This is a genomic window from Wolbachia endosymbiont (group A) of Bombylius major, from assembly GCF_947251895.1.
In the GTDB taxonomy this organism is placed as follows: Bacteria; Pseudomonadota; Alphaproteobacteria; order Rickettsiales; family Anaplasmataceae; genus Wolbachia; species Wolbachia pipientis.
Map to the genome: position 1 here is coordinate 624,007 of NZ_OX366395.1, position 25,726 is coordinate 649,732.

At 35.5% G+C, this 25,726-nt stretch carries 25 protein-coding genes and 2 pseudogenes; 11 read left to right on the plus strand and 16 right to left on the minus strand.

Annotated features, from left to right (window positions below; translation table 11 throughout):
• The first annotated feature begins 59 nt into the window (after positions 1-59).
• Entirely contained in the window at positions 60-758 is a 699-nt protein-coding gene (locus OPR49_RS02970; RefSeq protein ID WP_265027403.1) for an alpha/beta hydrolase, read from the plus strand.
• Between the two features lie 238 nt (positions 759-996).
• Here OPR49_RS02970 and OPR49_RS02980 read toward each other — a convergent pair whose 3' ends face one another.
• Together OPR49_RS02980 and OPR49_RS02985 are read right to left on the minus strand one after the other, a co-directional pair.
• Complete coding sequence (locus OPR49_RS02980) at positions 997-1,671, minus strand: ABC transporter ATP-binding protein (protein WP_065106727.1); 675 nt, start codon at positions 1,669-1,671, stop codon at positions 997-999.
• A 314-nt stretch (positions 1,672-1,985) separates the two neighbouring features.
• On the minus strand, positions 1,986-2,447 hold the full coding sequence (locus OPR49_RS02985; protein WP_010081891.1) for a HesB/IscA family protein: 462 nt from the start codon (positions 2,445-2,447) through the stop codon (positions 1,986-1,988).
• Between the two features lie 47 nt (positions 2,448-2,494).
• Between OPR49_RS02985 and OPR49_RS02990 the strand changes: the two genes are divergently transcribed.
• The 3 genes and pseudogenes from OPR49_RS02990 (at position 2,495) to tnpC (ending at position 6,267) form a co-directional block, all read left to right on the plus strand.
• Positions 2,495-3,694: a deoxyguanosinetriphosphate triphosphohydrolase gene (locus OPR49_RS02990; protein ID WP_265027404.1), complete on the plus strand. Its 1,200-nt coding sequence runs from the start codon at positions 2,495-2,497 to the stop codon at positions 3,692-3,694.
• Positions 3,694-4,776: a bifunctional diaminohydroxyphosphoribosylaminopyrimidine deaminase/5-amino-6-(5-phosphoribosylamino)uracil reductase RibD gene (gene ribD / locus OPR49_RS02995; RefSeq protein ID WP_265027405.1), complete on the plus strand. Its 1,083-nt coding sequence runs from the start codon at positions 3,694-3,696 to the stop codon at positions 4,774-4,776. The genes OPR49_RS02990 and ribD overlap by 1 nt, the downstream gene beginning before the upstream one ends.
• A gap of 112 nt (positions 4,777-4,888) precedes the next feature.
• Positions 4,889-6,267: pseudogene (tnpC, locus tag OPR49_RS03000) on the plus strand (IS66 family transposase).
• Positions 6,268-6,410: 143 nt separating this feature from the next.
• On the opposite strand, the gene rpe reads toward tnpC, so the two are convergent.
• Together rpe and OPR49_RS03010 are read right to left on the minus strand one after the other, a co-directional pair.
• Positions 6,411-7,091, minus strand: coding sequence for a ribulose-phosphate 3-epimerase (gene rpe, locus OPR49_RS03005; protein ID WP_264337995.1), 681 nt, complete (start codon positions 7,089-7,091; stop codon positions 6,411-6,413).
• A gap of 117 nt (positions 7,092-7,208) precedes the next feature.
• The gene (locus OPR49_RS03010) at positions 7,209-7,637 is read right to left on the minus strand and encodes a zinc-ribbon domain-containing protein (RefSeq protein ID WP_265027406.1); all 429 of its coding nucleotides are present in this window, start codon (positions 7,635-7,637) and stop codon (positions 7,209-7,211) included.
• A 73-nt stretch (positions 7,638-7,710) separates the two neighbouring features.
• Between OPR49_RS03010 and dapD the strand changes: the two genes are divergently transcribed.
• Positions 7,711-8,541 carry a 2,3,4,5-tetrahydropyridine-2,6-dicarboxylate N-succinyltransferase gene (gene dapD / locus OPR49_RS03015; RefSeq protein WP_265027407.1) on the plus strand — a complete coding sequence of 277 codons (831 nt, stop codon included), beginning with the start codon at positions 7,711-7,713 and terminating at the stop codon, positions 8,539-8,541.
• Between the two features lie 55 nt (positions 8,542-8,596).
• Here dapD and OPR49_RS07760 read toward each other — a convergent pair.
• The 3 genes and pseudogenes from OPR49_RS07760 to OPR49_RS03025 all read right to left on the minus strand — a co-directional run.
• Positions 8,597-8,692 (minus strand): annotated as a pseudogene (locus OPR49_RS07760) (WPE palindromic element domain-containing protein); the annotation flags it as partial.
• Between the two features lie 147 nt (positions 8,693-8,839).
• Positions 8,840-9,124 carry a DUF2610 domain-containing protein gene (locus OPR49_RS03020; protein WP_064125056.1) on the minus strand — a complete coding sequence of 95 codons (285 nt, stop codon included), beginning with the start codon at positions 9,122-9,124 and terminating at the stop codon, positions 8,840-8,842.
• Positions 9,125-9,496, minus strand: a complete 372-nt coding sequence (locus OPR49_RS03025) for a hypothetical protein (protein ID WP_406833431.1) — start codon at positions 9,494-9,496, stop codon at positions 9,125-9,127.
• A gap of 101 nt (positions 9,497-9,597) precedes the next feature.
• Here OPR49_RS03025 and OPR49_RS03030 point away from each other — a divergent pair, with 101 nt between their 5' ends.
• Complete coding sequence (locus OPR49_RS03030) at positions 9,598-10,647, plus strand: class I SAM-dependent methyltransferase (RefSeq protein WP_265027409.1); 1,050 nt, start codon at positions 9,598-9,600, stop codon at positions 10,645-10,647.
• Between the two features lie 154 nt (positions 10,648-10,801).
• Here OPR49_RS03030 and OPR49_RS07555 read toward each other — a convergent pair whose 3' ends face one another.
• The gene (locus tag OPR49_RS07555; RefSeq protein WP_406833426.1) at positions 10,802-10,942 is read right to left on the minus strand and encodes an HNH endonuclease; all 141 of its coding nucleotides are present in this window, start codon (positions 10,940-10,942) and stop codon (positions 10,802-10,804) included.
• Between the two features lie 128 nt (positions 10,943-11,070).
• Between OPR49_RS07555 and OPR49_RS03035 the strand changes: the two genes are divergently transcribed.
• Positions 11,071-12,159, plus strand: coding sequence for an IS481 family transposase (locus tag OPR49_RS03035; RefSeq protein WP_265027486.1), 1,089 nt, complete (start codon positions 11,071-11,073; stop codon positions 12,157-12,159).
• Between the two features lie 116 nt (positions 12,160-12,275).
• On the opposite strand, the gene OPR49_RS03040 is transcribed toward OPR49_RS03035, so the two are convergent.
• The 6 genes from OPR49_RS03040 to OPR49_RS03065 form a co-directional block, all read right to left on the minus strand.
• Entirely contained in the window at positions 12,276-13,625 is a 1,350-nt protein-coding gene (locus tag OPR49_RS03040) for a phosphomannomutase/phosphoglucomutase (protein WP_265027410.1), read from the minus strand.
• Between the two features lie 222 nt (positions 13,626-13,847).
• Positions 13,848-14,936: an IS481 family transposase gene (locus OPR49_RS03045; RefSeq protein WP_265027486.1), complete on the minus strand. Its 1,089-nt coding sequence runs from the start codon at positions 14,934-14,936 to the stop codon at positions 13,848-13,850.
• Between the two features lie 157 nt (positions 14,937-15,093).
• On the minus strand, positions 15,094-16,671 hold the full coding sequence (locus OPR49_RS03050) for an ankyrin repeat domain-containing protein (RefSeq protein ID WP_265027411.1): 1,578 nt from the start codon (positions 16,669-16,671) through the stop codon (positions 15,094-15,096).
• 876 nt (positions 16,672-17,547) lie between these two features.
• Positions 17,548-18,126 carry an RlmE family RNA methyltransferase gene (locus tag OPR49_RS03055; protein ID WP_265021506.1) on the minus strand — a complete coding sequence of 193 codons (579 nt, stop codon included), beginning with the start codon at positions 18,124-18,126 and terminating at the stop codon, positions 17,548-17,550.
• 76 nt (positions 18,127-18,202) lie between these two features.
• Positions 18,203-18,778 (minus strand): PopZ family protein, encoded by a 576-nt coding sequence (locus OPR49_RS03060; RefSeq protein ID WP_265021505.1) that lies wholly within the window; start codon positions 18,776-18,778, stop codon positions 18,203-18,205.
• 19 nt (positions 18,779-18,797) lie between these two features.
• Entirely contained in the window at positions 18,798-20,021 is a 1,224-nt protein-coding gene (locus OPR49_RS03065; RefSeq protein WP_265027412.1) for a TolC family protein, read from the minus strand.
• 129 nt (positions 20,022-20,150) lie between these two features.
• Here OPR49_RS03065 and rplM point away from each other — a divergent pair, with 129 nt between their 5' ends.
• The 3 genes from rplM (at position 20,151) to OPR49_RS03080 (ending at position 21,533) form a co-directional block, all read left to right on the plus strand.
• Positions 20,151-20,609 carry a 50S ribosomal protein L13 gene (rplM, locus tag OPR49_RS03070; RefSeq protein WP_010082596.1) on the plus strand — a complete coding sequence of 153 codons (459 nt, stop codon included), beginning with the start codon at positions 20,151-20,153 and terminating at the stop codon, positions 20,607-20,609.
• A gap of 10 nt (positions 20,610-20,619) precedes the next feature.
• Entirely contained in the window at positions 20,620-21,075 is a 456-nt protein-coding gene (rpsI, locus tag OPR49_RS03075; RefSeq protein ID WP_006279875.1) for a 30S ribosomal protein S9, read from the plus strand.
• A gap of 146 nt (positions 21,076-21,221) precedes the next feature.
• Positions 21,222-21,533 carry an HU family DNA-binding protein gene (locus OPR49_RS03080; protein ID WP_265021502.1) on the plus strand — a complete coding sequence of 104 codons (312 nt, stop codon included), beginning with the start codon at positions 21,222-21,224 and terminating at the stop codon, positions 21,531-21,533.
• Here OPR49_RS03080 and OPR49_RS03085 read toward each other — a convergent pair.
• Positions 21,526-22,233 carry a pyridoxine 5'-phosphate synthase gene (locus tag OPR49_RS03085; RefSeq protein ID WP_006279877.1) on the minus strand — a complete coding sequence of 236 codons (708 nt, stop codon included), beginning with the start codon at positions 22,231-22,233 and terminating at the stop codon, positions 21,526-21,528. The two genes, OPR49_RS03080 and OPR49_RS03085, sit on opposite strands and share 8 nt — an antisense overlap.
• 407 nt (positions 22,234-22,640) lie before the next feature.
• On the minus strand, positions 22,641-24,110 hold the full coding sequence (gene gatA / locus OPR49_RS03090) for an Asp-tRNA(Asn)/Glu-tRNA(Gln) amidotransferase subunit GatA (RefSeq protein ID WP_044471200.1): 1,470 nt from the start codon (positions 24,108-24,110) through the stop codon (positions 22,641-22,643).
• A gap of 389 nt (positions 24,111-24,499) precedes the next feature.
• Here gatA and mtaB point away from each other — a divergent pair, with 389 nt between their 5' ends.
• The gene (mtaB, locus tag OPR49_RS03095; protein ID WP_077188084.1) at positions 24,500-25,726 is read left to right on the plus strand and encodes a tRNA (N(6)-L-threonylcarbamoyladenosine(37)-C(2))-methylthiotransferase MtaB; all 1,227 of its coding nucleotides are present in this window, start codon (positions 24,500-24,502) and stop codon (positions 25,724-25,726) included.

Consider the following 25,726-nt stretch of genomic DNA (forward strand, 5'->3'; position numbering starts at 1 on the left):
ACATAATTAATAACTCACGTCATCAATACCTGTCAAGCGGGTTCTTATTAGGAGTTATCATGGTTGAAGTTTTTTTAAATAATGCAACAAGAAAGATAGAAGGTGAATACCACCAAAGCAAAGATGCCAACGTGCCGGTTGTGCTGGTTTTACATCATCATCCTCAATATGGTGGTAATATGGATAGTAAAATTGTACATAGTACATATACGTCTTTTATAGATAACAATTTTTCTGCATTGAAAATTAACTTTCGTGGTGTGGGAAAATCTACCGGAACTTTTGATAAGGGTATAGGAGAATTAACTGACGCTGCGGTAGCCATTGATTGGCTTCAGGAACATAATCCTAGCAATGTTCCAATTTGGATCGCTGGTTTTTCTTTTGGAGCATGGGTGGCTATGCAGCTAACAATGCGCCGCCCTGAGATAGTGGGTTTTATTGCTCTTTCTCTTCCGGTAACTAAGTACGATTTTTCTTTTCTTTCTCCCTGTCCAGTTTCTGGGCTTATAATACAAAGCAGTAATGATACAATCTCAGAAGAAAGCGATGTAACAGAATTAGCAAAAAGGTTGATAAATTCAGTAAGAAGTGATCACATGAAATACCATATAATAGATGATACTAATCACTTTCTAAAGGATAAAGAAGAGGAAGTGACTCAAATCGTGGACAATTATATAAAACTGCGCTTGAATAGTGCAACTATTTCTTCTCAAAAGGTCAAAAAAGAGGTAAGGGTAAAAGAATATGCCTAATCTTTACAAACAAGAGAAATGAGTGTAGTAATATAAATGAAAAGGTTTTGTTATGTTTAAAAAGCTATTATTTTTTGTTTTAGCTGTGTTTATGTTATCGGGGTGTTCCCTAAGTAAACAGCGTAAGTTAAAAAGTCCGTGTATAAAAAGCAATGAAAGCATTTCATGCGAGTTGTACTCTGTTAATGATCATTGGTTAGATAAGTATAAGGCATAGAAATTGTGCTATTTTTCCTATTCACAACTTCACTAATGATCGATCTCTCAATTGGAAAATGCAGTCTGCCTTTTCTGCAAGGAGATGATTGTGTGTTACTATAAGCATAGAGCTGTTATTTTCCTTTACGTATGAATGTAGCAGTAAAAACACGTTAAAAGAATTTGTTGGATCTAAGTTTCCTGTTGGCTCATCTGCAAGTAAAAGCTTTGGAGAATTTACAATGCTTCTTGCAATTGCAACTCTCTGCCTTTCCCCACCCGAAACTTCAGATACCATGCTACTTGCTTTGTTTTCCAGACCAAATTTTTCCAACATTGCTTGCGAATTTTTTTTTGCTTCAGCTTTGCTTTTTCCTGCAATGAGTTGAGGAAGCATAATATTTTCCAACACCGATAACTCTTGTAACAAATAGTGAAATTGATAAACAAAACTAAGAAAATTTCTTCTTACATGAGTTTTATGCTTATTACTGGCTTGTGTGCAATTTATTCCATCTATCGTAACTATACCTGAAGTTGGCTTGTCCAACAAGCCTGCGATTTGCAATATAGTTGTTTTCCCTGCACCTGAATTGCCAATCAGCGCTACTACTTGCCCTCTTGTAACACTTAAGTTGATATCCTTTACAACAGCAGAATTGTCCTTGAAGCTTTTATCTACAGAAGTTAGTTCTAGTGCTACATTACCACCCATGTTTAAAAGACCTATAACCATACAAATGTTGTGCTTGCATAGCAAATGATAGTGCATGAACAGTAAAAAAGAAATAGAAGAATAAACCTCAGTGTCAAGTATACAACTATATGAACGTTGTGACTTGAGAGCACCCTCCACCAGAGAAGAGTGTCATCCCAGTGCTCCGACACTGGGATCCAGGAATTTTGATTGGACACTAAGTTGGTGAGCATAAAAGTAGCTAATCCTATGTTAAAACACAACGTTTGTGATGGGATTTCGTAAAAGGCTGGATTCCAGTGTCACGCACTGGAATGACATCAAATTTTTGACTAAACTGAGAAGCTGTTGCCACAACCACACTGGGATTTAGCAAAGGCATTCTTTATTTGAAAACCAGAACCACTGAGATCCTCAGTATAATCTATAACTGAGTTATTTAAAAATTTTGCTGAACAATTATCAACCATTAATACAGGATTGCCATTTTCATCATTAATTACTATATCTTTACCTTTTTCGCTAAAACTGGAGTGGCTTCTATAGTCCTCGCTTTCTTCATAATCATCATCTTCGTCTTCGTCATCAAACTCATCATCGTAATCATCGTCTTCATCATCCAAAGATAGATTTTTATTCATTTGATCCATAAGAAAATTGTATTTGAAGCCAGAACATCCACCACCTGAAACTGCAACCCGTAAAATGGAACTCTTATCCCCTTCCTGCTCTGCAAGAGAGTGGATTTTTTTTAGTGCATTATCAGTTAAGTTGATGTTGTAATTTGTTGACATAGTAACCACCGTTTATTATTGATAACTTATTATAGTAGAAATTTTACATGTCAAACAATAATTTTCTATTAAATTATGCATGTTTTCCAAGCAAAACAAAAGGGAGATACTTCAAAGAGCCAGAAGATGAGAATCGCAGCTGCTTTCAGCGTGATAGGGACCGTATCATTCACTCTAATGCGTTTAGAAAGTTGGAGTACAAAACACAAGTTTTTATCAATTATGAGCACGACTACTATCGCACTCGGCTTACTCATAGCCTTGAAGTTGCACAAATTGCAAGGTCCATTGCGCGTAGACTTGGCTTAAATGAGGATATCACTGAATGCATAGCGCTCGCACATGATCTTGGTCATCCTCCATTTGGTCATGCAGGTGAAGATGCTCTAAAGAAATCAGTTCAAGATTTGAATCTTGATAACGAGAAGTATGAGTTTGATCATAATGTTCAAGCTATAAGGATTTTAACTTATCTTGAACAAAAACATGCTGATTTTGATGGTATGAATCTAAGTTGGGAGGTGATTGAAGGAGTTGCAAAACATAACGGTCCCTTGCTTGGTCAAAACGCGGAGTCTTCTACAAGTAATCAGCTGTTATTAGAATACAACAAAAAATATGATCTAAAACTTGAAGAATTTTCAAGCATTGAAGCGCAAGTTGCTTCAATTGCCGATGATATTGCTTACAGTGTTCACGATCTTGATGATGCACTCAGGGCGAATTTAGTAACCATCGAAGATTTGCTGAATGTTCCTTTAATTGAAAAAATGTTTAAAGACATAAGGAGCAGATATTCAGAATTGCCTCAGAGCAAACTCATACATGAATCACTGAGTGGAACTATAGGAACTATGATAAGTGATGTTGTTTCTCAGACTGAAAGAAATATTGAAGATCACAAAATAAAAAGCGTAGAAGACGTAAGAAGTCTAAATAAAATGCTAGTCACATTTTCACCAGAAGTTGCGAATGCTACAAAAGAAATGAAAAGATTCAACATGGAGAAAATATACAGAAGCTATAAACTGAGTAGAACGATGAACAAAGCAAAACGCATAATACAGGAACTTTTTCAATGTTTTTATAAAAACCCAGGATTACTTCCCACAGAGTGGAGCAAACTCGCTTGTAAATCTCAGCGTTCAGTAATAATATGTGACTATATCTCAGGTATGACAGATAGATTTGCTATACACGAGCACAGAAGAATTTTTGATACCTCATACGAAATGACTTCTTTCTAATGACTGATGATCATTTCATGTCAATTGCATTAAGGCTTGCAGAAAAAAATCTTGGAAATGTTGCACCAAATCCTGCTGTCGGGTGTGTTATTGTAAAAGATGGTACAATTGTTAGTGAGGGATATACAGGGATTGGTGGGCGTCCGCATGCGGAGGTAGTCGCTTTGCAAAACGCTAAAGATTCAACTCATGGCGCAACTATATATATCACTCTTGAGCCATGTTGTCATCACAGAGTCACGGGGCCTTGCACTGCAAAAATCATAAAAGCTGGCATAAAAAGAGTAGTAATTGCAACTATTGACCCAGATAGTAGAGTTTCAGGTGGAGGCATTAAAGCTCTGAAAGAAGCAGGAATTGAAGTTGAGCAAGGTATTATGCAAAAAGAAGCAGAAGAACTGAATGTCGGTTTTTTCACCACTAAAGAATTACATAGACCATTTATAGCTTGCAAAATCGCAACAACTCTTGACGGAAAAATCGCAACATTTACAGGCGATAGCAAATGGATAACAAGTGAAAATACGAGAAACTGGGTGCATGAGCTCAGAACGAAATATGATGCAATTATGATTGGCAGCAATACTCTTATTAATGATGATCCACTCTTAACTTGCAGATTACCAGGACTCGGAAGTAGATCGCCAATAAGGCTAATTATAGATAGCCAAGGGAGATTAAAGGAAGAGCATAACATTGCAAAGACTGCAGATAAAGTAACAACTTGGGTGATAACGAATAAAGAAGTAAAAGAAAAAATAAAAAATATTAACTACTTGAAAGTCAATTCAAACGATGCAGGCAAAGCCTGCCTAAAGGACATGGCATTAAAACTTGTTTCAGAAATCGGTATAACAAGGTTATTAGTTGAAGGTGGAGGAGTGTTAATCACAGAACTATTAAAGTGTAATTTAATCGACAGGTTGATAATATGCCGCAGTGGTAAAATTTTAGGCAATGATGCCACTCCTTTTGTAGGAGATTTAGGGATTCAATTCATTAACAACTGTTATCAGTTTAAAAAAACAAAGATAATAGAGTTTAGTGAGGATATAGTTGAGGTTTGGGATAGGTCGTCATAATCCTTACATACTCAAACAGTAAAAAAAAGGTATCCGTTCAGCGGAGCGGTAAAATAAAAAGTAGACAAGGAGTGCTAAAAACATAATATCACAAGTAGTATGTGTGGTAAATATGTCTGATCTACTAGCTAGTCTTCTCAAGCTCTGTGAAAGCTTTAAAATAGAGATAGAGCAACTAAAAGCAGAGATAAAGAGGTTAGAGATAGAAAACGAAAATTTTAGATCTGAGAATAAGGCGCTAAGAATCGAAAATGCTGAATTGAAAGAAAGACTAGGTCTGAATTCACAAAATTCATCGATACCGAGCTCAAAAGAGTTATACAAGCTAAAGAAGAAAAAGAAAAAAAGTGACAGGAAAATAGGGGCACAGATTGGGCATGAAGGAAAGTATCGCCCTAAAATGGAAGCAGATGAAGTGGTGAAAATAGAGTTCTTGCGAGTGCGGAGGAGAAATTGCGATATCGAAAGAGCCATACATTCATCAAAAGTTGATTTGCCAGAAATTAAGCCTTATGTTGTGGAATACCAATGGCCGCTGTTGCAAGTGTGGAAAAAGAAAAAGTAGCAGGCTACCAGAAGGTGTTACTGCGGATACATTTGGTCCAAAAGTTAAGTCAACAATCGCGGCGCTGAGCGGATTTTACAAGAACTCGAAAAGAGAAGTAGCAAATATTATAAAAAATATTTTCAACCTGGACATCAGTGTTGGTAGCGTGTCAAATAGCAAGGCTAGAGTTGCAGAAAAATGCCAAGAAGCATATGAGCAAATCGAGCAAGAAGTAAGTAAAAGTGAAGTTCTGCATATCGATGAAACGAGCCATTATAACAAAGGTAAACTTGGTTGGTGCTGGATGTTTGCCAGTAATACAGCAAGTTTTATAAAATTGACAGAGTCAAGAGGAATGAAGGTTTTACAAAATAGTAAGTTCTGCAATCGCAATAGCTTAGTAGTAACCGACAGGTACGCAGCATACAACTACTTTGCCGATAAGAACAGGCAAATCTGTTGGGCACATTTATCAAGAGATTTTGAAAGATTAGCACATAGTTGAAGTTAAAGTTCTGGGCTGTTACTTAAGAAACGTAGCCACTGAATTATTTGCACTAAAAAAGGCCTTGCTAAAAAATGAGATAGATGTTTTTAGATTTACCAGACGTGCCAGAAAGTTGCAAAAACGTACAAGGTATTACTTGAAGGAAATATCACATTTACCTGAAGCAATTGGAGCTTCTCGAGTTGCAAAAAATATTTTGAAATCTGAAAGAATAATGTGGAATTTTTTAGATGACCCAGAAAACATTCCGCTGACAAACAACCATGCTGAACAGCAGATACGGCATTATGTCGTTTATCGCAAAAATTCATATTTTACCCAATCGAAGCGGGGAAATGCATTCCTTGAACGGATAATTTCATTATACTTGACATGGAAACAAAGGGGTCTCAATCCTTTCCAAAACCTCTTATCTATCATCTCTCACACCGCTTAGCTGAACGGATACAACCCAAGAAAGGTTTTTCTACGTCATACCGCCGCGGTATCTCAGCATAGATTCCGCTAACGAGTAGCGGAATGACGAATTTGTTGTTTTTCAAATTGTAGGTAAACCTAAGCCACTTTAGCTATATAGGGTCACAACAATAGATTTTTAAGATCGTTTACGGCCTTCTTAATATCTTCAGCCTTGAATATCGCCGATCCCGCAACTAAAATATCTGCACCTGCTTTTATTATATCAGCTGCGTTAAAAAAGTTAATTCCACCATCTACTGAAATTTGTGTTTTAAGGTTACGCTCTTGTATCATTTTTTTTATAGTAGATATCTTGTTCAACTGTGAATGAATGAATTCCTGTCCTCCAAAGCCAGGGTTGACTGTCATAATTAGCACAATATCTAGCTCATGTATTATGTATTCAAGCACACTTGGAGAAGTTGAAGGAACAATTGAAACTCCAACTTGAATCGGTTTTTTTTCGTCGTTTACATTTTTGTATGACTTTATCTTTCTTATCAACCTCTCAAGGTGTGTCTCTGCTTCTGCATGTACAGTGATAATATCAGCACCAGCATTTATAAAGCTTTCAATGTGGTTACCAGGAGATTTGACCATTAAATGCACATCAAAAGGAAGATTGCTATATTTACGTATTGCAGAAACAACGCTAGGACCAATTGTAATATTTGGAACGAAATTCCCATCCATAACGTCTATGTGTATGTAATCCACACCTAAATCGCTAATTTTTCTTACTTCTTCTCCTAACTTTGCAAAGTCTGCTGAAAGTATAGAAGGTGCAATTTTAATACTCATGAGCTGTTCTTTACTAAAAGATAACTTATTTTTAAAACTCTGTCACCCTAATACTATTTGCATCATCTGAGTAGCTATAGGAACTGGATACCGATATCGGCGATGGTTTATGCCTATTTAACTAGATCTTAAATTAGATAAAAAAAGGTAGTCTTGATAAAACTTATTTACAACAAGTTTTTTTACATTTGGATTTTCTGTTTGTTCTTTTTTGTACCCTAATTTATAGCTTATTGAATCCTTATATGAACTGATCGTTTTGTATGCTTTGTTCATCTCTCTAGGAAAGATGCCATTGGCAATTACGACGCATAACCCTGTAGCTGTTGCAAAAGCTAGAGTGGTAAATGCTAGATTTTGTAAAAAATCCCTTCCATTAACTTTTTTTTCCTGTATATTAGCAGAGTGCGATTTGTTTGACACTTCTTCTAGATATTCATGCCATATGTGATTGCAGTTCGTACATTTTACCTTTCTTCCAGACGCGCCAATTTGCTTAGGAGATACTAAGTAAGTTTTAGTACAACTATTACATTGTATTTTCATAGCACTTACATATAAAGTAGTAACAAGCTCAAATGATACAGAGCTATAAATTTAATACTAATATATATAACAAATGGAAGGTTTGCAACTAAAAAAAACACAAAGTGAGATAGAAAATATTTGGAAAAATAGAGAAAAATTTAATGACTGTAACCTAAAGGAAACAGCAAGAATAGCAATTAAAGAGGTAATTGAGCTCCTTGATAGTGGCAAAATTAGAGTAGCAGAAAAGCTATCAAGTGGAGAATGGGTAGTACATAAGTGGATAAAGCAGGCAATATTATTACATTTTCTCACTGAAGAAAACAAAATAATAGACAAGACCAATTGCTGGTTTGACAAGATCGGTAACAAATTTAGTGAATGGAATGAGGAGAAATTTCGCCAGTTAAAAATTAGAGCAATTCCTGGGTGTTTTGTCCGCCGATCTGCTTATATAGGTACAAATGTTGTTCTAATGCCAAGTTTTATCAACGTTGGTGCATATGTTGATTCAGGAACAATGATAGATACCTGGTCAACGATTGGTAGCTGTGCGCAAATAGGAAAAAACTGCCATATTTCCGGTGGAGTGGGAATAGGTGGAGTCCTTGAGCCTATTCAAGCTTCACCTGTCATTATAGAAGATAATTGCTTTATTGGAGCACGTAGCGAGGTAGCCGAGGGTGTGGTAGTTAGAGAAGGATCAGTCCTTGGCATGGGTGTGTTTATTGGGGCATCAACAAAAATTATTGATAGAGAAACTAGCAAGGTATTTTATGGCGAAGTGCCGCCTTATTCTGTAGTGATACCAGGGTCTATTCCATCGAAAAATAACATTTCAACCTATTGTGCAGTCATAGTAAAAAAAGTGGATGAAAAGACGAGATCGAAAGTCTCTATAAATGAAATATTGAGGGATTAAACTATATATCTGTAATATGACACAATATTACATAGTAAATGATGTCATTTCAGTACTTACTGTACGAACATTGTAATTTGTAGGCAATTTGTGTGGCAGGTGGTGTCATTCCAGTGCTTGACACTGGAATCCAGTTTTTCACGCAACCCCATCAAAAACGTAGTGTTTTAATATAAATGAGATTAGCTACTTTTATATTCACCAACCTAGCTGGATCCCAGTGTCAAGCACTGGGATGACAAGAGAGAAGGTATAGGAAAGACAGGAAGAAGATATTGGATGATAAGAGAGCAGTTTGCTATTTTTTGCTATCGCTTTTTTTATCATTATTACTAACCACAGTAATGGCATACGCGCATAACTCTGAGAAAGAGACTCCATTTTCTTGAGATAGTTTATATAATTTTTGTAGACTTTCTTTTACTTTATTAGGAATATTCCCTCCACGTTCTTTTACAAGCCAGGAATCTTGATGATGAATTGGATGAGCATCACTTTTTGGATTTCCTATGTATATTGCAAAAGGTGAACTTTGTCCTTTGAAGTCACATTGTACAGTAAATTTTTTTATAGATTCGGCCATTTAAAGACCTCTACTTTTCTTTTTGGTCGATTTTATAGCAGGTGGAAGAGGTGGTTTCTTTATAAAATCTTGTCTATTGACAACACTTTCTCTACCTTCCAAAGCTCGGCGAACATCAGCTCTGCTTAATTGCGACTCTTTTGCTACCTTCATTCCATGCTTTGCCATAATATTAGCATATGCTAGTGCTTTTTTTACCAATCCTAGATCACCATCTAGCATTTGAACTAGCACTTGAAACACTTCCGCTAAAGTTAGCCCATCAGCATTTATAACCTTGTTTTCTATAAAATTGACAGCTTCTTCAAATTTGTATTCAATACTATCATCTTGAGGTATAAGGGCAACATAATCGGTGTTTTTGTCGTCCATAACTGAAGCACTATTACTCACAAACTTAAGTTTATACTATATATATAAATACTCTACTATTTTATATTATGGCACGCTATAGTTAAACATTTATTAATAACATGCTCACTTATATACACGAATTAATTGACAAAAGTCAAGGATCAATATCCATCAGTGATTTCATGAATGCCGTTTTGTATCATGAAAAATACGGCTATTATACAAGTAAATTACCGCTTGGTAAGGATGGTGATTTTACTACCGCACCTGAGATCAGCCAATTATTTGGTGAAGTAATTGCAGTTTGGATAATGCATACATGGGAAAAATTAGGAAAGCCATCAAAATTTTCTCTAGTTGAACTTGGGCCAGGCAAAGGAACACTCATTCACGATATAATAAGAGTCACTAAAAAATACAGCAGCTTTTTTAATTCAATGTTGATCCACTTAGTTGAAATAAGCCCTACTTTACGGAAGATACAAAAGGAAAAATTAAAAAGCTTAGATGTTAATTGGCACAAAAATATTGACAACCTACCAGAACAACCAACCATTTTTTTAGCAAATGAGTTCTTTGACGCTCTTCCGATAGATCAGTTTGTATATCATGATGAGGGGTGGTATGAAAATATGGTGACAAAACAAGATGATGGCAGTCTCTTGGTGTCATGCCAGTGCGTGACACTGGAATCCAGAAAAAAAGAATCATGGATTCCAGTGTCAGCTACTCAGATGACAAATGGAAAATTTTTTAATGGTGCAGTGGTGGAAATATGTTCAGCTGGGGTTGAAATATTAAAAAAACTTGAGAAGAAGATATATAATAATAAAGGAGCTGCTTTGATTGTAGATTACGGTTATGTATACCCCGCATATAAGAGCACTTTGCAATCGATAAAACAACATAAGTATGCTAATTTTCTTGAGAATGTTGGTAATAGTGATATTACCGCACTTGTAAACTTTCAAGCATTAAAAGATTCATTAAAACACGTAGATTGCGAGATTTTAACTCAAAGAGAATTTTTATATCTTTTTGGCATAAAAGAAAGAACCCTGGCTTTAATGAAAAGCGCAAGTGATGAACAAAAGAATAGGATCTTTAGTGAATTCTTAAGGTTGACTGAAAATATGGGCACTCTTTTTAAAGCAATGCTATTGATATAGGGAGAGTAGACCGGCGGACCTTCCCCGCCAGCCTCTCGCAGAACTGTGCATGAAGTAGAGTGGGCAGCCAGCGAGTTACTTGTTAAGTACTTTTCCAACAACCCCTCTCCGAACCACGCATGATCGTTTCCGTATCACGTGGCTCTCCAATAATCTAACGTTTTAAGGAGTCACCATCATATTTTCCATATTGGATTTTCTTATGGCATTCATGACAAACAACAAGAGTTTTCCTCTGTCGTTCAATCATTCTCTTTTTCCATTCCGGTAGTTCAGTATTACGTTTACCTAGCAAATCAGCAAGTTTACGTACGTGATGTACTTCAATCTGCTCTTGTGATTTACATAATTTGTATTAAACAGGACTTGATATGACACTTTAAAAAAGTAAGTTAAGAATAATAAAAATAAGGAGTGTTAGAAATGAGTACAATACAAACAAAAATACTAAAACCAAAACTAGGATTACTAGAGCTAGCAAAACAATTAGGAAATGTGTCTCAAGCGTGCAAAGTGATGGGATACTCAAGAGATACATTTTATCGATTCAAGGAGTTATATGAAAATGGGGGAGAAGAAGCATTACATGAAATAAGTAAGAAAAAACCGCTATTAGCAAACAGAGTTTCGGAAGATATAGAAAGAGCAATAATTGGCATAGCTACAGAATTTCCTGCATATGGACAAGAAAGAGCTGCAAATGAGCTGAGAAAAAGAGGTATAATAATTTCCCAAGGAGGAGTAAGATCTGTATGGCTAAGAAATGACCTTGAAACTTTGAAAAAGAGACTTAAAGCACTGGAGGCAAAAGTAGCTCAAGACGGAATCATTTTAACTGAAGAACAACTTGCAGCTTTAGAAAAAGTGAAAGAACAAAGGGAAGCTCATGGTGAAATTGAGACGCAACATCCAGGTTATTTGGGTTCTCAAGATACCTATTATGTGGGCAATATCAAAGGCATAGGGCGCATTTATCAGCAAACTTTTGTTGATACTTATTCCAGAGTTGCAATGGTTAAACTTTACACGGACAGAACAGCTATTACAGCTGCAGATCTTCTTAACGATAGAGTTATCCCATTTTTTGATGAGCAGAGAATTCCATTATTACGCATTCTAACTGATAGGGGTACGGAGTATTGTGGCAAGCCCGAAAATCACGCTTATCAGCTATATTTAGGAATCGAAAATATCGATCATTCTAGAACCAAAGCCAACTCTCCACAAACTAATGGCATATGTGAAAGATTCCATAGAACTATGCAAGATGAGTGTTACAATATTATCTTTAGAAAGAAAATCTACTATTCTTTGGAGGATCTACAGATCGATGTTGATCATTGGTTGCGTTCTTACAATGAGACAAGGCCTCACTCAGGCAAATACTGCTATGGCAAAACACCTATGCAAACGTTTTTTGACAGTAAACATATTGCTTTTCAGAAAAATATTAGTAGCATTAAACAACAGCCTGATATTAGTTTTGACTACGTCAATTCTTCTGTCAGTTAATTCTTCTCTGTCAGATTAAATCTTGTCTTTTACACAAGTCCTGTTTAATACAGATAAGTACATTTAGCCTATTTATCTTTATACTTTCATGCCAATTTTATAAATCAAATTTATTTCTATGAGCAGCTACAATTTAAAGACCTTGCTTCATCAATGTAATGGAACAAAACCTTTTTAGTAAGTTCAAAACCCTCTAAAGTCTCTCCTTCGCATCTTGCTGTAATGCAGTTTTGCGTATTTGATACCCTAAGAAGCCACCAACCTTTATTATCGGTTACCTTAACACCATCAAGATCTGAAAATACAATATTTTGCTGCTCCAGTGTTTTCTTTATTGATTCAATTATTTGAAACTTTTTCTCATCTTTCACTACAATCTTCACTTCATGAGTGATATATAACTTCGGTAAATCCTCAATTACCTGAGATAGGCTTTGGTTTTTCTTAAGCAAAATGTCAGCTGCTTTAACAGCAGAATATAGCCCATCATCAAAACCTAGCTCAGAAAAGAAGAAGTGCCCGCTTAATTCACCAGCAAACTTTGCCTCTTCCTCTACCATCTTCTTCTTAACTAGTGAATGTCCAGTAGCGCAGGTAATAACTTGCCCTCCTAACTTGCTAACAAAATCATGCACTTTCATACTCATTTTTACGTTAGCAATAACTTTGCTTTCTGGATATTCCTCCAACACTTCACGTGCAAAAATTATAAATAAATGGTCATTGGAAACAACACTGCCTTTATTATCAATTAAGCGCACCCTATCGCTATCGCCATCTAGCGCAATGCCAAGATCACATTCATATTCCTTCACAATGTCAATTAATTGAGCGAGGTTCTTTTCCTCTATGGGATCTGGATCATGCAGTGGAAATGCCCCATCTATAGAGTTATTGGTTACGATATGCGTATGACCAGGCAAGATCTTTTCAATATACCTTATAATTCCACTGGCTGGACTATTTCCACAATCCCAGGCTATTTTTAATTTCTGTGTAGTATTATTCTTCACTGCACTTTTCAATATGCTAATGTACTCACTATATATATTTATGTTAATTAAGCTTCCAATTCTTGTGCTGTTTTTAATTGGACTGCTTATAATTTCCTTCATTTCTTGATCTGAGAAGACTTTTTTATTACTAAAAAATTTAAAGCCATTATATTCGCTGGGGTTATGAGAGGCAGTTATTATGATACCAAGATCCGCCTGTGTGATTTGTGTTGCAGCGTAAAGCATAGGTGAAGAGCATAGTCCAACGCGTATAACATTTGCACCGGATAAAGTTAAGCCCCTAATTAATTCTCTTTCTATACCTGGTGAATCTATTCTGCTGTCGTAGCCGACACAAACACTAGCTACGGTTTGGCCAAACTTTCTGCCTATTTCGTACCCATCATTAATCTGCAAATCTTTGCCTATTATACCTCTAATATCGTATTTTCTTATAATGGTATTGTCCATACTGTACTTCTTGAAGTGACTACTATATAACATTTTGGCCAAATGCTCAAGTTTATTTATCCAACAATTAGTTGATTTTTTAAAGAAATCTGTTAATATTATAGTATATTTTTTTAAATGTAAAATTATGCCACAGGAAAACGAAAATGTATTTATAGCTGAAAGTCAAAGTTTAGATGTAGATGAACTGTAAAAGACAAGATTTAATCTGACAGAGAAGAATTAACTGACAGAAGAATTGACGTAGTCAAAACTAATATCAGGCTGTTGTTTAATGCTACTAATATTTTTCTGAAAAGCAATATGTTTACTGTCAAAAAACGTTTGCATAGGTGTTTTGCCATAGCAGTATTTGCCTGAGTGAGGCCTTGTCTCATTGTAAGAACGCAACCAATGATCAACATCGATCTGTAGATCCTCCAAAGAATAGTAGATTTTCTTTCTAAAGATAATATTGTAACACTCATCTTGCATAGTTCTATGGAATCTTTCACATATGCCATTAGTTTGTGGAGAGTTGGCTTTGGTTCTAGAATGATCGATATTTTCGATTCCTAAATATAGCTGATAAGCGTGATTTTCGGGCTTGCCACAATACTCCGTACCCCTATCAGTTAGAATGCGTAATAATGGAATTCTCTGCTCATCAAAAAATGGGATAACTCTATCGTTAAGAAGATCTGCAGCTGTAATAGCTGTTCTGTCCGTGTAAAGTTTAACCATTGCAACTCTGGAATAAGTATCAACAAAAGTTTGCTGATAAATGCGCCCTATGCCTTTGATATTGCCCACATAATAGGTATCTTGAGAACCCAAATAACCTGGATGTTGCGTCTCAATTTCACCATGAGCTTCCCTTTGTTCTTTCACTTTTTCTAAAGCTGCAAGTTGTTCTTCAGTTAAAATGATTCCGTCTTGAGCTACTTTTGCCTCCAGTGCTTTAAGTCTCTTTTTCAAAGTTTCAAGGTCATTTCTTAGCCATACAGATCTTACTCCTCCTTGGGAAATTATTATACCTCTTTTTCTCAGCTCATTTGCAGCTCTTTCTTGTCCATATGCAGGAAATTCTGTAGCTATGCCAATTATTGCTCTTTCTATATCTTCCGAAACTCTGTTTGCTAATAGCGGTTTTTTCTTACTTATTTCATGTAATGCTTCTTCTCCCCCATTTTCATATAACTCCTTGAATCGATAAAATGTATCTCTTGAGTATCCCATCACTTTGCACGCTTGAGACACATTTCCTAATTGTTTTGCTAGCTCTAGTAATCCTAGTTTTGGTTTTAGTATTTTTGTTTGTATTGTACTCATTTCTAACACTCCTTATTTTTATTATTCTTAACTTACTTTTTTAAAGTGTCATATCAAGTCCTGTTTAATACAGATAACATCATCCTTTTTTTGGGATTCCAGTGCAGCTACTTGCATCTGCCACCTGCAATGTTCGTACAGATGTAGGTGCTAAGTTTTACAAACACCGTTGTGCTGAACCTTGAATATTCACTTCTTTCAATTCAGTGGTAGGTTTTGGTTCAGCGATGGGTTTTGATATTTTGTATGTAATGCCACCAGCTATCAGTGCAGATACCACAGAAGCTGCAACTATTAATAGAGCAGACAATCCGGAAGCAATACTAAGAGCAGCACCTACTGCTAACATAGCTGCAAGGCTCGCACAGGCAACTTTTGGGGAGAATTGTCTTTTTTTTACTTTTTCTAGTGACAATTTATTTGTTTTAGTTTTTGTTTTGCCTAGTTCACCCTTAAGTGGTGTGTTTTCATTCTCCAGACTTTTTATTTTTTGTTTTAGTGATTCATTCTTTTCATTGAATTCTTTCAACTTAGTCTCATGTCCAGCTATGCAACTTTTTGATTCTTCTAGTTTCTTTTGCGTTTTTTCTAACAACGCTTCTGCTTTAGAATACTGACTTTCTGTTTTGTCTAATTTATCCTTAAGCTTTGTGTTTTCATTTCCTAGCTCTTGCATTTTTTGTTTTAGTGATTGATTCTCTTCGTTGAGTTTCTCCAGTACTTCCAATTTAGTCTCGTGTCCAGTGATATAACTTCTCAATTCTGTTAGTTCCTTTTGCGCTTTTTCTAATGGTACTTCGTTTTTTTTAGTTTTTTCTAATTCACCCTTAAGCGTTGCGTTTTTACTTTCTAGATCTTGTATTTTTTGTTTTAGTGATTGATTCTCTTTTTGGTTTTGTTTCTCCAATGCTTCCAATTTACTCTGATATTCAGTTACATGACTTTTTGATTCTTCATTTTTTGCATCAATATCTCCTCCATCTTCTGATTCAGTACATATTCCACTGTCGTCACTACTACTACTTTCATTTAAAGAGATAGAGGTCTGTTCATTACTACATGTGGCATTTATTTTTTGCGGCGACTCAAAATTTTGTACCATATTCTTAACACTAACACGTAAGTATTGCTTATCTACTGTACTGTCACTACTTTCACCCGTAACAGAAGTCTGTTTATCATCACGTGTAGCATCATGTTGTTTCAAATAAGGACTTATAACATTTGCTGGTGCAGCAGCTGCATTATTCCCGTTCACAACTAAACCTTCTGGAGTTTTATTCGTTTTTATTATGATATCTCTTGGAGTTTTGTCTTTATTTTTTTCTAATTTAGAATTTGCTTTAGCATCTAGTAAATGCACTATCTCTTGATCACTATTCGAAGTAGCAATGTCCAAAGGAGTCAGTCCAGAGTGATCTTTCATAGTAACACTTACTTTGTTTTCCAGTAGGAGCTTCACCATTAATGCATCACCGCATTGTACAGCAAAATGTAATAATGTACCTCGTGCTGTAGTGCCATCTGGCATTTGCAGCTTAAATTCGTGATTTTTATAAAAATTGTTAGATTTAAATATGTTATATACTATTGTATATGGAGAATCTATTCCGTTCTCATCACTCTTTTCTTTTAATTTATCTTGTACTTTTTTTAATACATTATCACTGCTTAAGTCTCTGCTTTCACTTACTTCTTGTATTATTTCAAAAAACTTTTCCCTTTTCATTTCCATAACTTTTACACCTAATTTATTTATTATTGCTAAACAGTCTCACAAAAAAGTTAAATTTGTCGAAATTCCATGTTTGATCTAAAAATTAGTCATAAACATTTTCTTGTCTGTCATCCCAGTAGCTAACACTGGTTCACTCTATAATGGTGTCACAGCAGTCCTACATCATGCCACCGCAAACCGTCATACCGCGATTCATTCGCGGTATCTCATCCGCTAACAAGTAGCAGAATGACAGCAGTCCTACGTCATACCGCCGTGGCGCTAACAAGAGATCCCGCTAACAAGCAGCGGGATGACGAGCTTATCTTCATACCGCCACGAACCGTCATACCGCCGCGGTATCTCCAGATCCCGCTGGGATGACGATTGTCGTTTAGCTATAAATATTTAGGAAATTTACCAAATGAAAAAAAAGGCAAAAGAAGCCCTAGGGTTATTATCTGCTTTAAAATATTGGCGTTTTTTATGTTTTAAACGCTTGACAAGCAAGATTTAGCTGCTTTTAATTGCAACTAACCTACGCTGCAAATGTTTAAGAAATTTACTAAGCAGAAAAAAAGACAAAGAATCCCCGAGTTAGTTAGTCTTTTACTATCTCTGTCGAGTATTGGCATTTTTTGATGTCTTGTAACGCTTTATAAGCGCGTTCAGCTTATTTAGATAAAAATCTAGATGTAGATGAAGTTTTGTAAAGACATACAGTATCTATATACTGCAAAAAATTGAACATAAGACGCCGATACATTAAGTAATCCTTACCTTTTAATCTGCAGATTGGCGAAAGCAAATACAATAGCTTCAGTTTCATGATAAGGGGGCTGGCGGAGTTTGTCAAGGAAGTTTTTTCGTTTCTGTGGGCTACCTGGATTAATATTATATAGAAAGTCTGCTGCCAATAAAGCCTAAACTTACCAAATACATTTCTGTAGATTCAGATCTACTTGACTTTGGTTTAAAGTATTTTACTGTTTTAAACATTTTTTTTAGCTCGTTACAAAAATCTTTATCAGATTCTCCTTGGAAAATTTTTACTACAAACATGCCACCATGGCTCAAGAAATGCTTTGCAAAATTGAGCGCTGCTTCACATAAAAGCATAATTCTGATATGATCCAACGATTTTAAACCACAAGATTCGGGCGCCATGTCAGATAAAATTACATCAAATTTTTGATCCTTGAATTTTTCTCTTAAAATTTCAAACTCATTGATAATATCACATTGTATAAACTCTACTCCATTAATTGCGTTCATTGGTTTCATGTCAAGAGCAACTACATTTGCACCTTTCTGAGATGCAACTTGTGACCATCCACCAGGAGAAGCACCAAGATCAATAATTTTTTGCCCTTCTTGGAATAATTTAAATTTGTTATCCATTTCTACCAGCTTATATGCTGAGCGTGACCTATAACCATCCTTGCTAGTTTTTTGCACATACTGATCATTCAAATGACGATGTAGCCACCTTGTTGAAGATAGTTTTCTGCCTCTAGCCGTCTTTACTCTAGTTTTTATTGCTAATACCCTACTTATTATTGATTATATCTTTAAGCTCTTTTTCAACTACTTCTTTTACCAGTGCATGTAGATATTTATTCAACCATTCTGAGAGCTGAGGTTTTAAAAGAGATGTAACTAATTCTTCAACAGTAAGGTTCGCTTTTTTTTGTTGTTTATGCTGCAATTCGTTTTGCATTTTTCCAAGCAACGCTTTGATCTCTTCCATATTCTCTTTTAAAATTAGATGATCGTTATTTTGCGCTTGTAAGCCGCTATTACTCGCTTTGTTATTACTCATTTGGATATTATCGTACAAATAAATATCTTTTTTTTCTTCTGAATTGTAGCTATGGCCATTAAATTGGTTATTGTTGCAAGCCATTTCCTCACTTTGGTCATCATTATCAATGTCCTCTTTTTCATTATTTTCTTTTTTGCCATCTTCTTCTATTTCTTCTGGATACTCTTCCTCAAGGTATAGCACATCATCATTTTCATCCTTTATTTCTGCTTTATCGTTACTTGCGTTTTTACCCGATATAGCTTTTTTTATATCTTCTAGGATATCTTTTACAGATTGATTACCTTGTTCATCATACATAGTGCTAATACCATTAAATTTAGAGGTTTATACTATTTATCATAAAAAGCAAGTTGTAAACACTAATCACATAATTGCTTTTTGCTTCAACTAAGTCTGAACGTGCTTTAAATAATGCATCTTCAGTGTCCAAAAGGTCAGATGTACTCTTTAAATTTAAGTTTACTTCTTGCTCAACTCCTTCCAATGCTAGAGATGCTGCTTTTTCCGCTTCTTGAATTGCTTTGATAATGGCCTTTGCTGTCAGCACATTATTCCAAGCATTTACAACGTCTTGTTCTATCTTTTTTACCGTTTCATAATAATCGTAGGTAGATTTTTTTGCATCCATTTTAGCTTTACTGACACCAAAAGCATTAACTCCTCTTTTAAAGATTGGAACATCAAGAGTAAAAACTACATGAACATTTTCTAATAGTTTGTCTACTTTCATACCATCCTCCCCAAAATTTTTGCTTGCGCTTAGATTTAAAGAAGGAAGCCACTTGGAGCTTTCAGCGATCACTTCCATTCCGGCTGCTCTTTTTTGATAAACTGCTGCTTTTAGAGATAAATTATTGGTTTTTGCTAATTGTAAACATTCATTTAGCTCTGGAACAGAAGGTAGTTTATCATTAGCTTCAGAAAGGTCATCAGCATCTTCGCCAATCAAATGATAATAAGCAATATTTGCCAACTTTAATTTACCTTCAGCATCAACTCTTTCGGATATAGAAGACGAGAATTTTGCTTTTGCTAACAAAACTTCAGCATTGGTTACCTCTCCAAGGGAAAAGCGTTTTTTCATAGCTGACAAATGTTCCAAAGAAACGCGTTCTTTATGTTCTCTGAGCTTTAATATTTCTGTCTTTTGTAAAACACTAACATATGCTTTCACAGCATTAAGTGCAAGCTCTTGTTTTGATTGCTGAAACCGCATTTTTTCTGCTTTGAGAAGATGACTTGATCGACTGAATGTGGCAAAGGTGCCGCCGCCATCGATTAATTTCTGGCGCAATGTAAGTTTTTTTTCAGATGTATCAAGATTAAAATTACTATCAAAATTGTACTGCAAACTAATGTCAGGTAAAAATCCAGCTAACCCAGAGGATTTATAGTATTTTTCTGCGCTTTTATATTGGTAAAATTGAGACTTTATTTTTGAGCTATTTTTGATGGCTTTGCTTATAACTTCTCCAACATCGGTTGCATAGCAACTTATAGTACCAAAGATGATCGCAAGTGTAATAATCAATCGAAACATTCTAATTCCTATGCATATTGGTTGCGCAGCTCAATTACTAACATAAATTACTTTAATAATCAATAACTAATATTGTTGACACTATTGAGAAATTAAGTATATCATAGCTTACTATTGTTGGATCAAATAATGAAGACTTTTTTCTTAAAGGAGAAACAAATCAATAAAAAGTGGTTTGTCATAGATGCAGAAGGATTAGTGGTAGGGAGGCTTGCAGCATTTGTAGCGACACTATTACGTGGAAAGCATAAACCTGAGTATACACCTCATATGGATTGTGGCGATAATGTAATTATTATCAACGCAGAAAAGGTGCATTTCACCGGAAAGAAGCTTAAAGATAAAATTTACTATAAGCATACAGGTTATTCTGGTGGTTTGAAGAAAACTACTCCAGATAATATTTTAAATGGCAAATTTCCTGAGCGTGTAATAGAAATGGCAGTGAAAAGGATGCTTGATGATGGGCCTATGGCACGTAGACGCTTTGAAAATTTGTATGTTTATTCTGGTTCAGAGCATAAGCATCAAGGACAGCAACCTGAAAAGATAGATTTTGCCTCTTTGAATCGTAAAAATAAAAAGTAATGGAGTAAAAATGAAGAGTTCTACAATAAATAACAATGATTGGTCAGAAAAGACAATTAAATCAGCAGTTGATTCGCTTGGTCGTTTATATGCTACAGGCCGAAGAAAAGAATCTGTAGCAAGAGTATGGATAAAGCCGGGGAGTGGAAAATTTAGTGTTAACAAAAAAGGCGATCTAATTTCTTATTTTAAAAGAGAGTCAGTGTGCCAAATAGTAAAAATGCCATTTGTTGCAACTTCCACATTGGATAAATACGATGTATTTGCAACTGTAAAAGGTGGAGGGCTATCTGGTCAAGCAGGTGCTCTAGCTCATGGAATAAGCAGAGCTTTAAGTAGTGTAAGCCAAGATTTGCATTCTATACTACGTAATGGTGAGTTCTTAACTAGAGATTCACGTGTTGTTGAACGTAAGAAATATGGTCAACATAAAGCTCGGAAAAAGTGTCAATTTTCTAAGAGATAGTTATTTTATAGGGGTGTTTTTTTGTAAGTATTATACAAATATTTGCAAAAGTGTATGATATCCTCTATTTTTGTGATGAATTTAGTTGACTATCGGTGTCAACATAATATGCTATTTATGTGATTTTTTCAATATTAAGGTAATTTATGAGTAAAGAAGATATAATAAAACAATTAAAGGAAGATTGTTCTAGTCAGAATATAGATATAACAAAATCTGATTTGAGCAAGATTCATGATGCGTTTATTAAAATAATGAAGAATGAGCTGCATGGGAAAGGTGAAATACGTTTGCATGGAATAGGAACATTTTCTACTGCTATCAGTCAGGAAAAACAATGTCGTAACCCCCAAAGTGGTGAGATCATGACTGTTCCTAAAAAGACAAGGGTAAAATTTAAAGCAAGCCAAACTCTTTTAAGTATTTTAAATGAGAAGGAAAAAGCAGCAGTTAGTTAGACATTGTCATTTTCATTGTTTTTACTACGCTGTGTAAGCCGTAAAATACAGCTTCGCTAATTAAATAGTGGCCTATGTTAAGAGCTGAGATGTGAGGTATTCTTGTCATCTTCTTAGCGTGTTTATAAGTTATGCCATGTCCTGCGTGGCATTCTATTCCTAATTTATTGACGTACTCTGCAGCATTAGTAATTAACTGTAACTTTTTTTCTGATGGATTATCACAGTAATCCCCTGTGTGAATTTCTATTATGTCAGGTTTTGTCCCTAGCTTTTCAAGATATTTTAGTTGATCAATATTTGGATCGATAAACAGTGAGACTTTTATGCTAGAGCTATGCATTTCCTCTATTATACTAGAAAGTTTACTGTGCATATTCACGATATCCAGGCCACCTTCGGTTGTTAATTCTTCTCTTTTTTCTGGTACTATACTAATCGAATAGGGTTTTACCTTTTTTGCTATTTCAAGCATTTCTTCCGTGGCTGCAATTTCAAGATTTAGCTCAGTGCTAATGCTTTTTTTTAGGTTAAATACGTCTTCATCTCTAATATGCCTTCTATCTTCTCGTAAGTGTACAGTAATAAAGTCTGCTCCAGCGTCAATGGCTATTTCTGCTGCTTTCAATGGATCTGGATAAGAAGTTCCGCGTGCGTTGCGGAGGGTTGCAACGTGATCGATATTAACACCTAGTTTCACAATCTACCTCAGAAATTATTTATAGATTATACATGTTATTAGGTTTTTTGCATAGTCATTGTTTGATTAGCAATACCATAGCCAAGAGACGGGGCTAGAAGTTACTTGACACATTCCGCCAGCCCCCTTATCATAATAAGGGGGCTGGCGGAATGTGTCAAGCAAGTTTTTTCGTTTCTATAAATCTGGATTTCAGCGTTATGCGCTGGAATGACAACGTGAGGTAAATTTTTCAACATCCCAAAATTACAGAATTCAGTCTGTTTAATTAAGTGTGAACTGTTACACGAAAATTTTGTAAATAGATTAATATACCCTGTTTTTGCTATTCATCTAAAAATGGAACCATAGAGTACGTTGAGGAGCGTAAGCAAATTTTAATGCAAAAATTACTATCAAAAAATAGATTATGCAAGAGGTCTAATTATTCTGCCGCAATTTTGCTCTATCACGCTTGCCACATTTAATATTCCAGCTTCGTCATAATAATTTCCAATCACTTGCAAGGCAAGTGGTAAACCCTCATTGGAGAGCCCAACAGGAACAGAAATAGCAGGCAGTCCTGCCAGACTTGCCGGTACAGTAAACACATCATTGATGCACATAATTAGCGGATCTGGCTTTTCATTTAAGCCAAAAGCTTCTGTTGGAGCAGATGGCACAAGTATGTAATCTATTTTTTCAAACGCTTTTATAAAATCATTTCTGATTAATGCCCTAATGCACTGCGCTTTTTCGTAATATTCATTATAATGACCTGAAGAAAGCGCATAAGCGCCAATTAAAATTCTTCTTTTCACCTCTTTACCAAAACCTTCTGCTCTTGTTAGTGAATACATTTCTTCAAGGGTATCAGCATCAACCCTTAATCCATAACGCACACCATCGTAACGAGCAAGATTGGATGAAGTTTCAGCAGAACAGATTAAATAATAGACTGGTATTGCATATTTAGTATGTGGCAGAGTAATGTCAACAACTTCAGCGCCATTTTCTTTTAAATAGGAAGCAACTCTTTCCCAATTATGAACTATTTCCTCTGAAATTCCATCCATCCTATATTCTTTTGGTATACCAATACACTTACCCTTGACATCACCATTTATAAAGCTAGAAAATTTAGGCACTGGCTTTTCGCTCGATATTGAATCTTTTGTATCATAGCCACAAATTGCTTCCAGCATTAATGCTGAATCAGAGACAGAACGAGTAATGACTCCTGCTTGATCCAGAGAACTCGCAAATGCAATCATACCAAAACGCGAGCATCTTCCATAAGTTGGCTTTATTCCAACCACTCCACAATAAGCTGCTGGTTGGCGTACAGATCCACCGGTGTCGCTCCCTAACGCTCCAGCGCATAAAAATCCAGCAACCGATGCTGCAGATCCACCAGATGATCCACCAGGAACAACTTTTTCCCCATCACTTTTTCTAATCCACACATTTTCAACAGGGCCAAAATAGCTATTTGTGTTCGCAGAACCCATAGCAAATTCATCCATATTAAGCTTACCGAGCATGGCTGCTCCACTTTTTAAAAGCAAGTCAGACACCGTAGATTCGTAAGTCGGAACGAAATTTTCCAGCATTTTTGAGCATGCTGTTGTTTTTATTCCTTTTGTACAGAATAGATCTTTGATGCCAACTGGTACACCCATGAGCGGCGAGATTAAATCATCCTTTTGCCTAGAGAAATGTTCATCTGCAGCTTTAGCAGCTTTCATTGCTATCTCTGGGGTTTTTGTTATAAATGCATTTAATTTCTCATTTTCAACCGCACTGATGTGCGCCTCTACGAGTTCAACGGCAGAAAAACTCTTTTTTTTGAGCCCGTCATGCATTTGTGTAATACTTAACTTTCTTAGTTCATTCATCAATATTTAATTTTTAGCAAGACGTTAATTATAACATGGCACGATAAAAAATCCATACATTTATAGTTACAGCTAGAAATGTAGCTAAGGTAACTTAGATTCACCGACAATCGTCATCCCGCTACTTGTTAGCGGCTAAGAGATACCGCAGCGGTATGACGTAGAAGCTATACTTTTATACTCACCAACTCAGTATCCAATCCGGATTGTATCTTAAAAAGGTCAAAAGACTATAATAAGCAAAGGAGTGATACTGTGTCTGAGTGAAAATCGTTGAGATCCCAGTGTCTGCTGCTTGCATAGCATTTATTTACAAAAAAATAGTCATGCAAGAGACTTTGCTTGGATATTTGATATAATTTAGGTCTATTAAAGCAAAAAATACTAACATGAATGAAGTGATAACATTTGGTTGTCGTCTCAATTTTTACGAGAGTGAGTTAATCAAAGAAGCATTAAAAAAAGCAAAGAGAGAAAATGTTGTTGTGGTGCATAGCTGTGCAGTGACAAACGAAGCAGAACGTCAGGTAAAGCAAAAGATACGTAAGATTTACAAAAATGATCCAAATAAAGAAATTATCGTAGTTGGTTGTGCTGTTCAGTTGGATCCAGAAGTTTACAGTAGCATTCCTGGTGTAAGTAAAGTGCTCGGTAATCAAGATAAACTAAAAGCTGAAAATTACTTACTAAATGACGATAAAATCTTGGTCAGTGATAACCAAGTAGAACCTGTTCTAATTAATGGATTTGAAGATAAGTCAAGGGCATTTATTGAAATTCAAAATGGTTGTAATCATAGCTGCACATTTTGTTCAATTACTGAGGCAAGAGGGAATAATCGATCTGTGCCAATAAACAGTATTATAGAGCAAATCAGGATCTTTGTAGAAAATGGATATCAAGAAGTAGTGTTTACAGGGGTTGATATTACTGACTTTGGTACAGATTTGTTGGGTAAGCCATCACTTGGTTCAATGATTAGGAGAGTTTTAAAGGATATACCAGAGTTGAAGAGGCTAAGACTTTCCTCTATCGATGTTGCTGAAGTTGACGACGAATTAATGGATTTAATAGCTAATGAGTCAAGACTTATGCCTCATTTACATTTGAGTCTACAATCTGGTAATAATTTAATACTAAAGAGAATGAAGCGTCGTCACAACAGAGAACAAGTGATAGAATTTTGTCATAAAATGAAGAGCTTGAGGCCTAATATAGCATTTGGCGCTGATATTATTGCTGGATTTCCAACAGAAACTGATGAAATGTTTCAGGATACAGTTGATTTACTGAAAAAAACAAATATAGTTTACCTACATGCTTTTCCATATTCAGAGCGGAAAAATACACCTGCTGCACGAATGCCACAAGTACCAGAGAATGTGCGTAAAGAACGAGTAAAAAATTTAAGAGAAGTAAATAAAGAAATTATGAGCAGTTTTTGTCAATCCTTGATCAACACTAAGCAAAGTGTTCTGGTTGAGCAAAATAATGTCGGTAGAGCAGAAAATTTTGCATTAATAAAGCTTGAATCAAGAGCGCAAGCTAAAAGTATTGTGAAAGTTAATGTTACAGGCGTAGAGAATAATTATTTAATTGGAAATACTCTTTCTTAA

Bases quoted from the DNA above. Each gene is read 5' to 3' on its own strand.
- OPR49_RS02980 (WP_065106727.1), bottom strand. From the start codon at position 1,671: ATGGGTGGTAATGTAGCACTAGAACTAACTTCTGTAGATAAAAGCTTC.
- OPR49_RS03030 (WP_265027409.1), top strand. From the start codon at position 9,598: ATGCTCACTTATATACACGAATTAATTGACAAAAGTCAAGGATCAATA.
- OPR49_RS03010 (WP_265027406.1), bottom strand. From the start codon at position 7,637: ATGAAAATACAATGTAATAGTTGTACTAAAACTTACTTAGTATCTCCT.
- mtaB (WP_077188084.1), top strand. From the start codon at position 24,500: ATGAATGAAGTGATAACATTTGGTTGTCGTCTCAATTTTTACGAGAGT.
- dapD (WP_265027407.1), top strand. From the start codon at position 7,711: ATGGAAGGTTTGCAACTAAAAAAAACACAAAGTGAGATAGAAAATATT.
- OPR49_RS03050 (WP_265027411.1), bottom strand. From the start codon at position 16,671: ATGGAAATGAAAAGGGAAAAGTTTTTTGAAATAATACAAGAAGTAAGT.
- rpe (WP_264337995.1), bottom strand. From the start codon at position 7,091: ATGAGTATTAAAATTGCACCTTCTATACTTTCAGCAGACTTTGCAAAG.
- OPR49_RS02990 (WP_265027404.1), top strand. From the start codon at position 2,495: ATGTCAAACAATAATTTTCTATTAAATTATGCATGTTTTCCAAGCAAA.
- OPR49_RS03060 (WP_265021505.1), bottom strand. From the start codon at position 18,778: ATGTATGATGAACAAGGTAATCAATCTGTAAAAGATATCCTAGAAGAT.
- rplM (WP_010082596.1), top strand. From the start codon at position 20,151: ATGAAGACTTTTTTCTTAAAGGAGAAACAAATCAATAAAAAGTGGTTT.
- OPR49_RS03040 (WP_265027410.1), bottom strand. From the start codon at position 13,625: ATGGACAATACCATTATAAGAAAATACGATATTAGAGGTATAATAGGC.
- gatA (WP_044471200.1), bottom strand. From the start codon at position 24,110: ATGAATGAACTAAGAAAGTTAAGTATTACACAAATGCATGACGGGCTC.
- ribD (WP_265027405.1), top strand. From the start codon at position 3,694: ATGACTGATGATCATTTCATGTCAATTGCATTAAGGCTTGCAGAAAAA.
- OPR49_RS02970 (WP_265027403.1), top strand. From the start codon at position 60: ATGGTTGAAGTTTTTTTAAATAATGCAACAAGAAAGATAGAAGGTGAA.
- OPR49_RS03065 (WP_265027412.1), bottom strand. From the start codon at position 20,021: ATGTTTCGATTGATTATTACACTTGCGATCATCTTTGGTACTATAAGT.
- OPR49_RS03045 (WP_265027486.1), bottom strand. From the start codon at position 14,936: ATGAGTACAATACAAACAAAAATACTAAAACCAAAACTAGGATTACTA.
- OPR49_RS03035 (WP_265027486.1), top strand. From the start codon at position 11,071: ATGAGTACAATACAAACAAAAATACTAAAACCAAAACTAGGATTACTA.
- OPR49_RS03025 (WP_406833431.1), bottom strand. From the start codon at position 9,496: ATGGACGACAAAAACACCGATTATGTTGCCCTTATACCTCAAGATGAT.
- OPR49_RS03080 (WP_265021502.1), top strand. From the start codon at position 21,222: ATGAGTAAAGAAGATATAATAAAACAATTAAAGGAAGATTGTTCTAGT.
- OPR49_RS03020 (WP_064125056.1), bottom strand. From the start codon at position 9,124: ATGGCCGAATCTATAAAAAAATTTACTGTACAATGTGACTTCAAAGGA.
- OPR49_RS02985 (WP_010081891.1), bottom strand. From the start codon at position 2,447: ATGTCAACAAATTACAACATCAACTTAACTGATAATGCACTAAAAAAA.
- rpsI (WP_006279875.1), top strand. From the start codon at position 20,620: ATGAAGAGTTCTACAATAAATAACAATGATTGGTCAGAAAAGACAATT.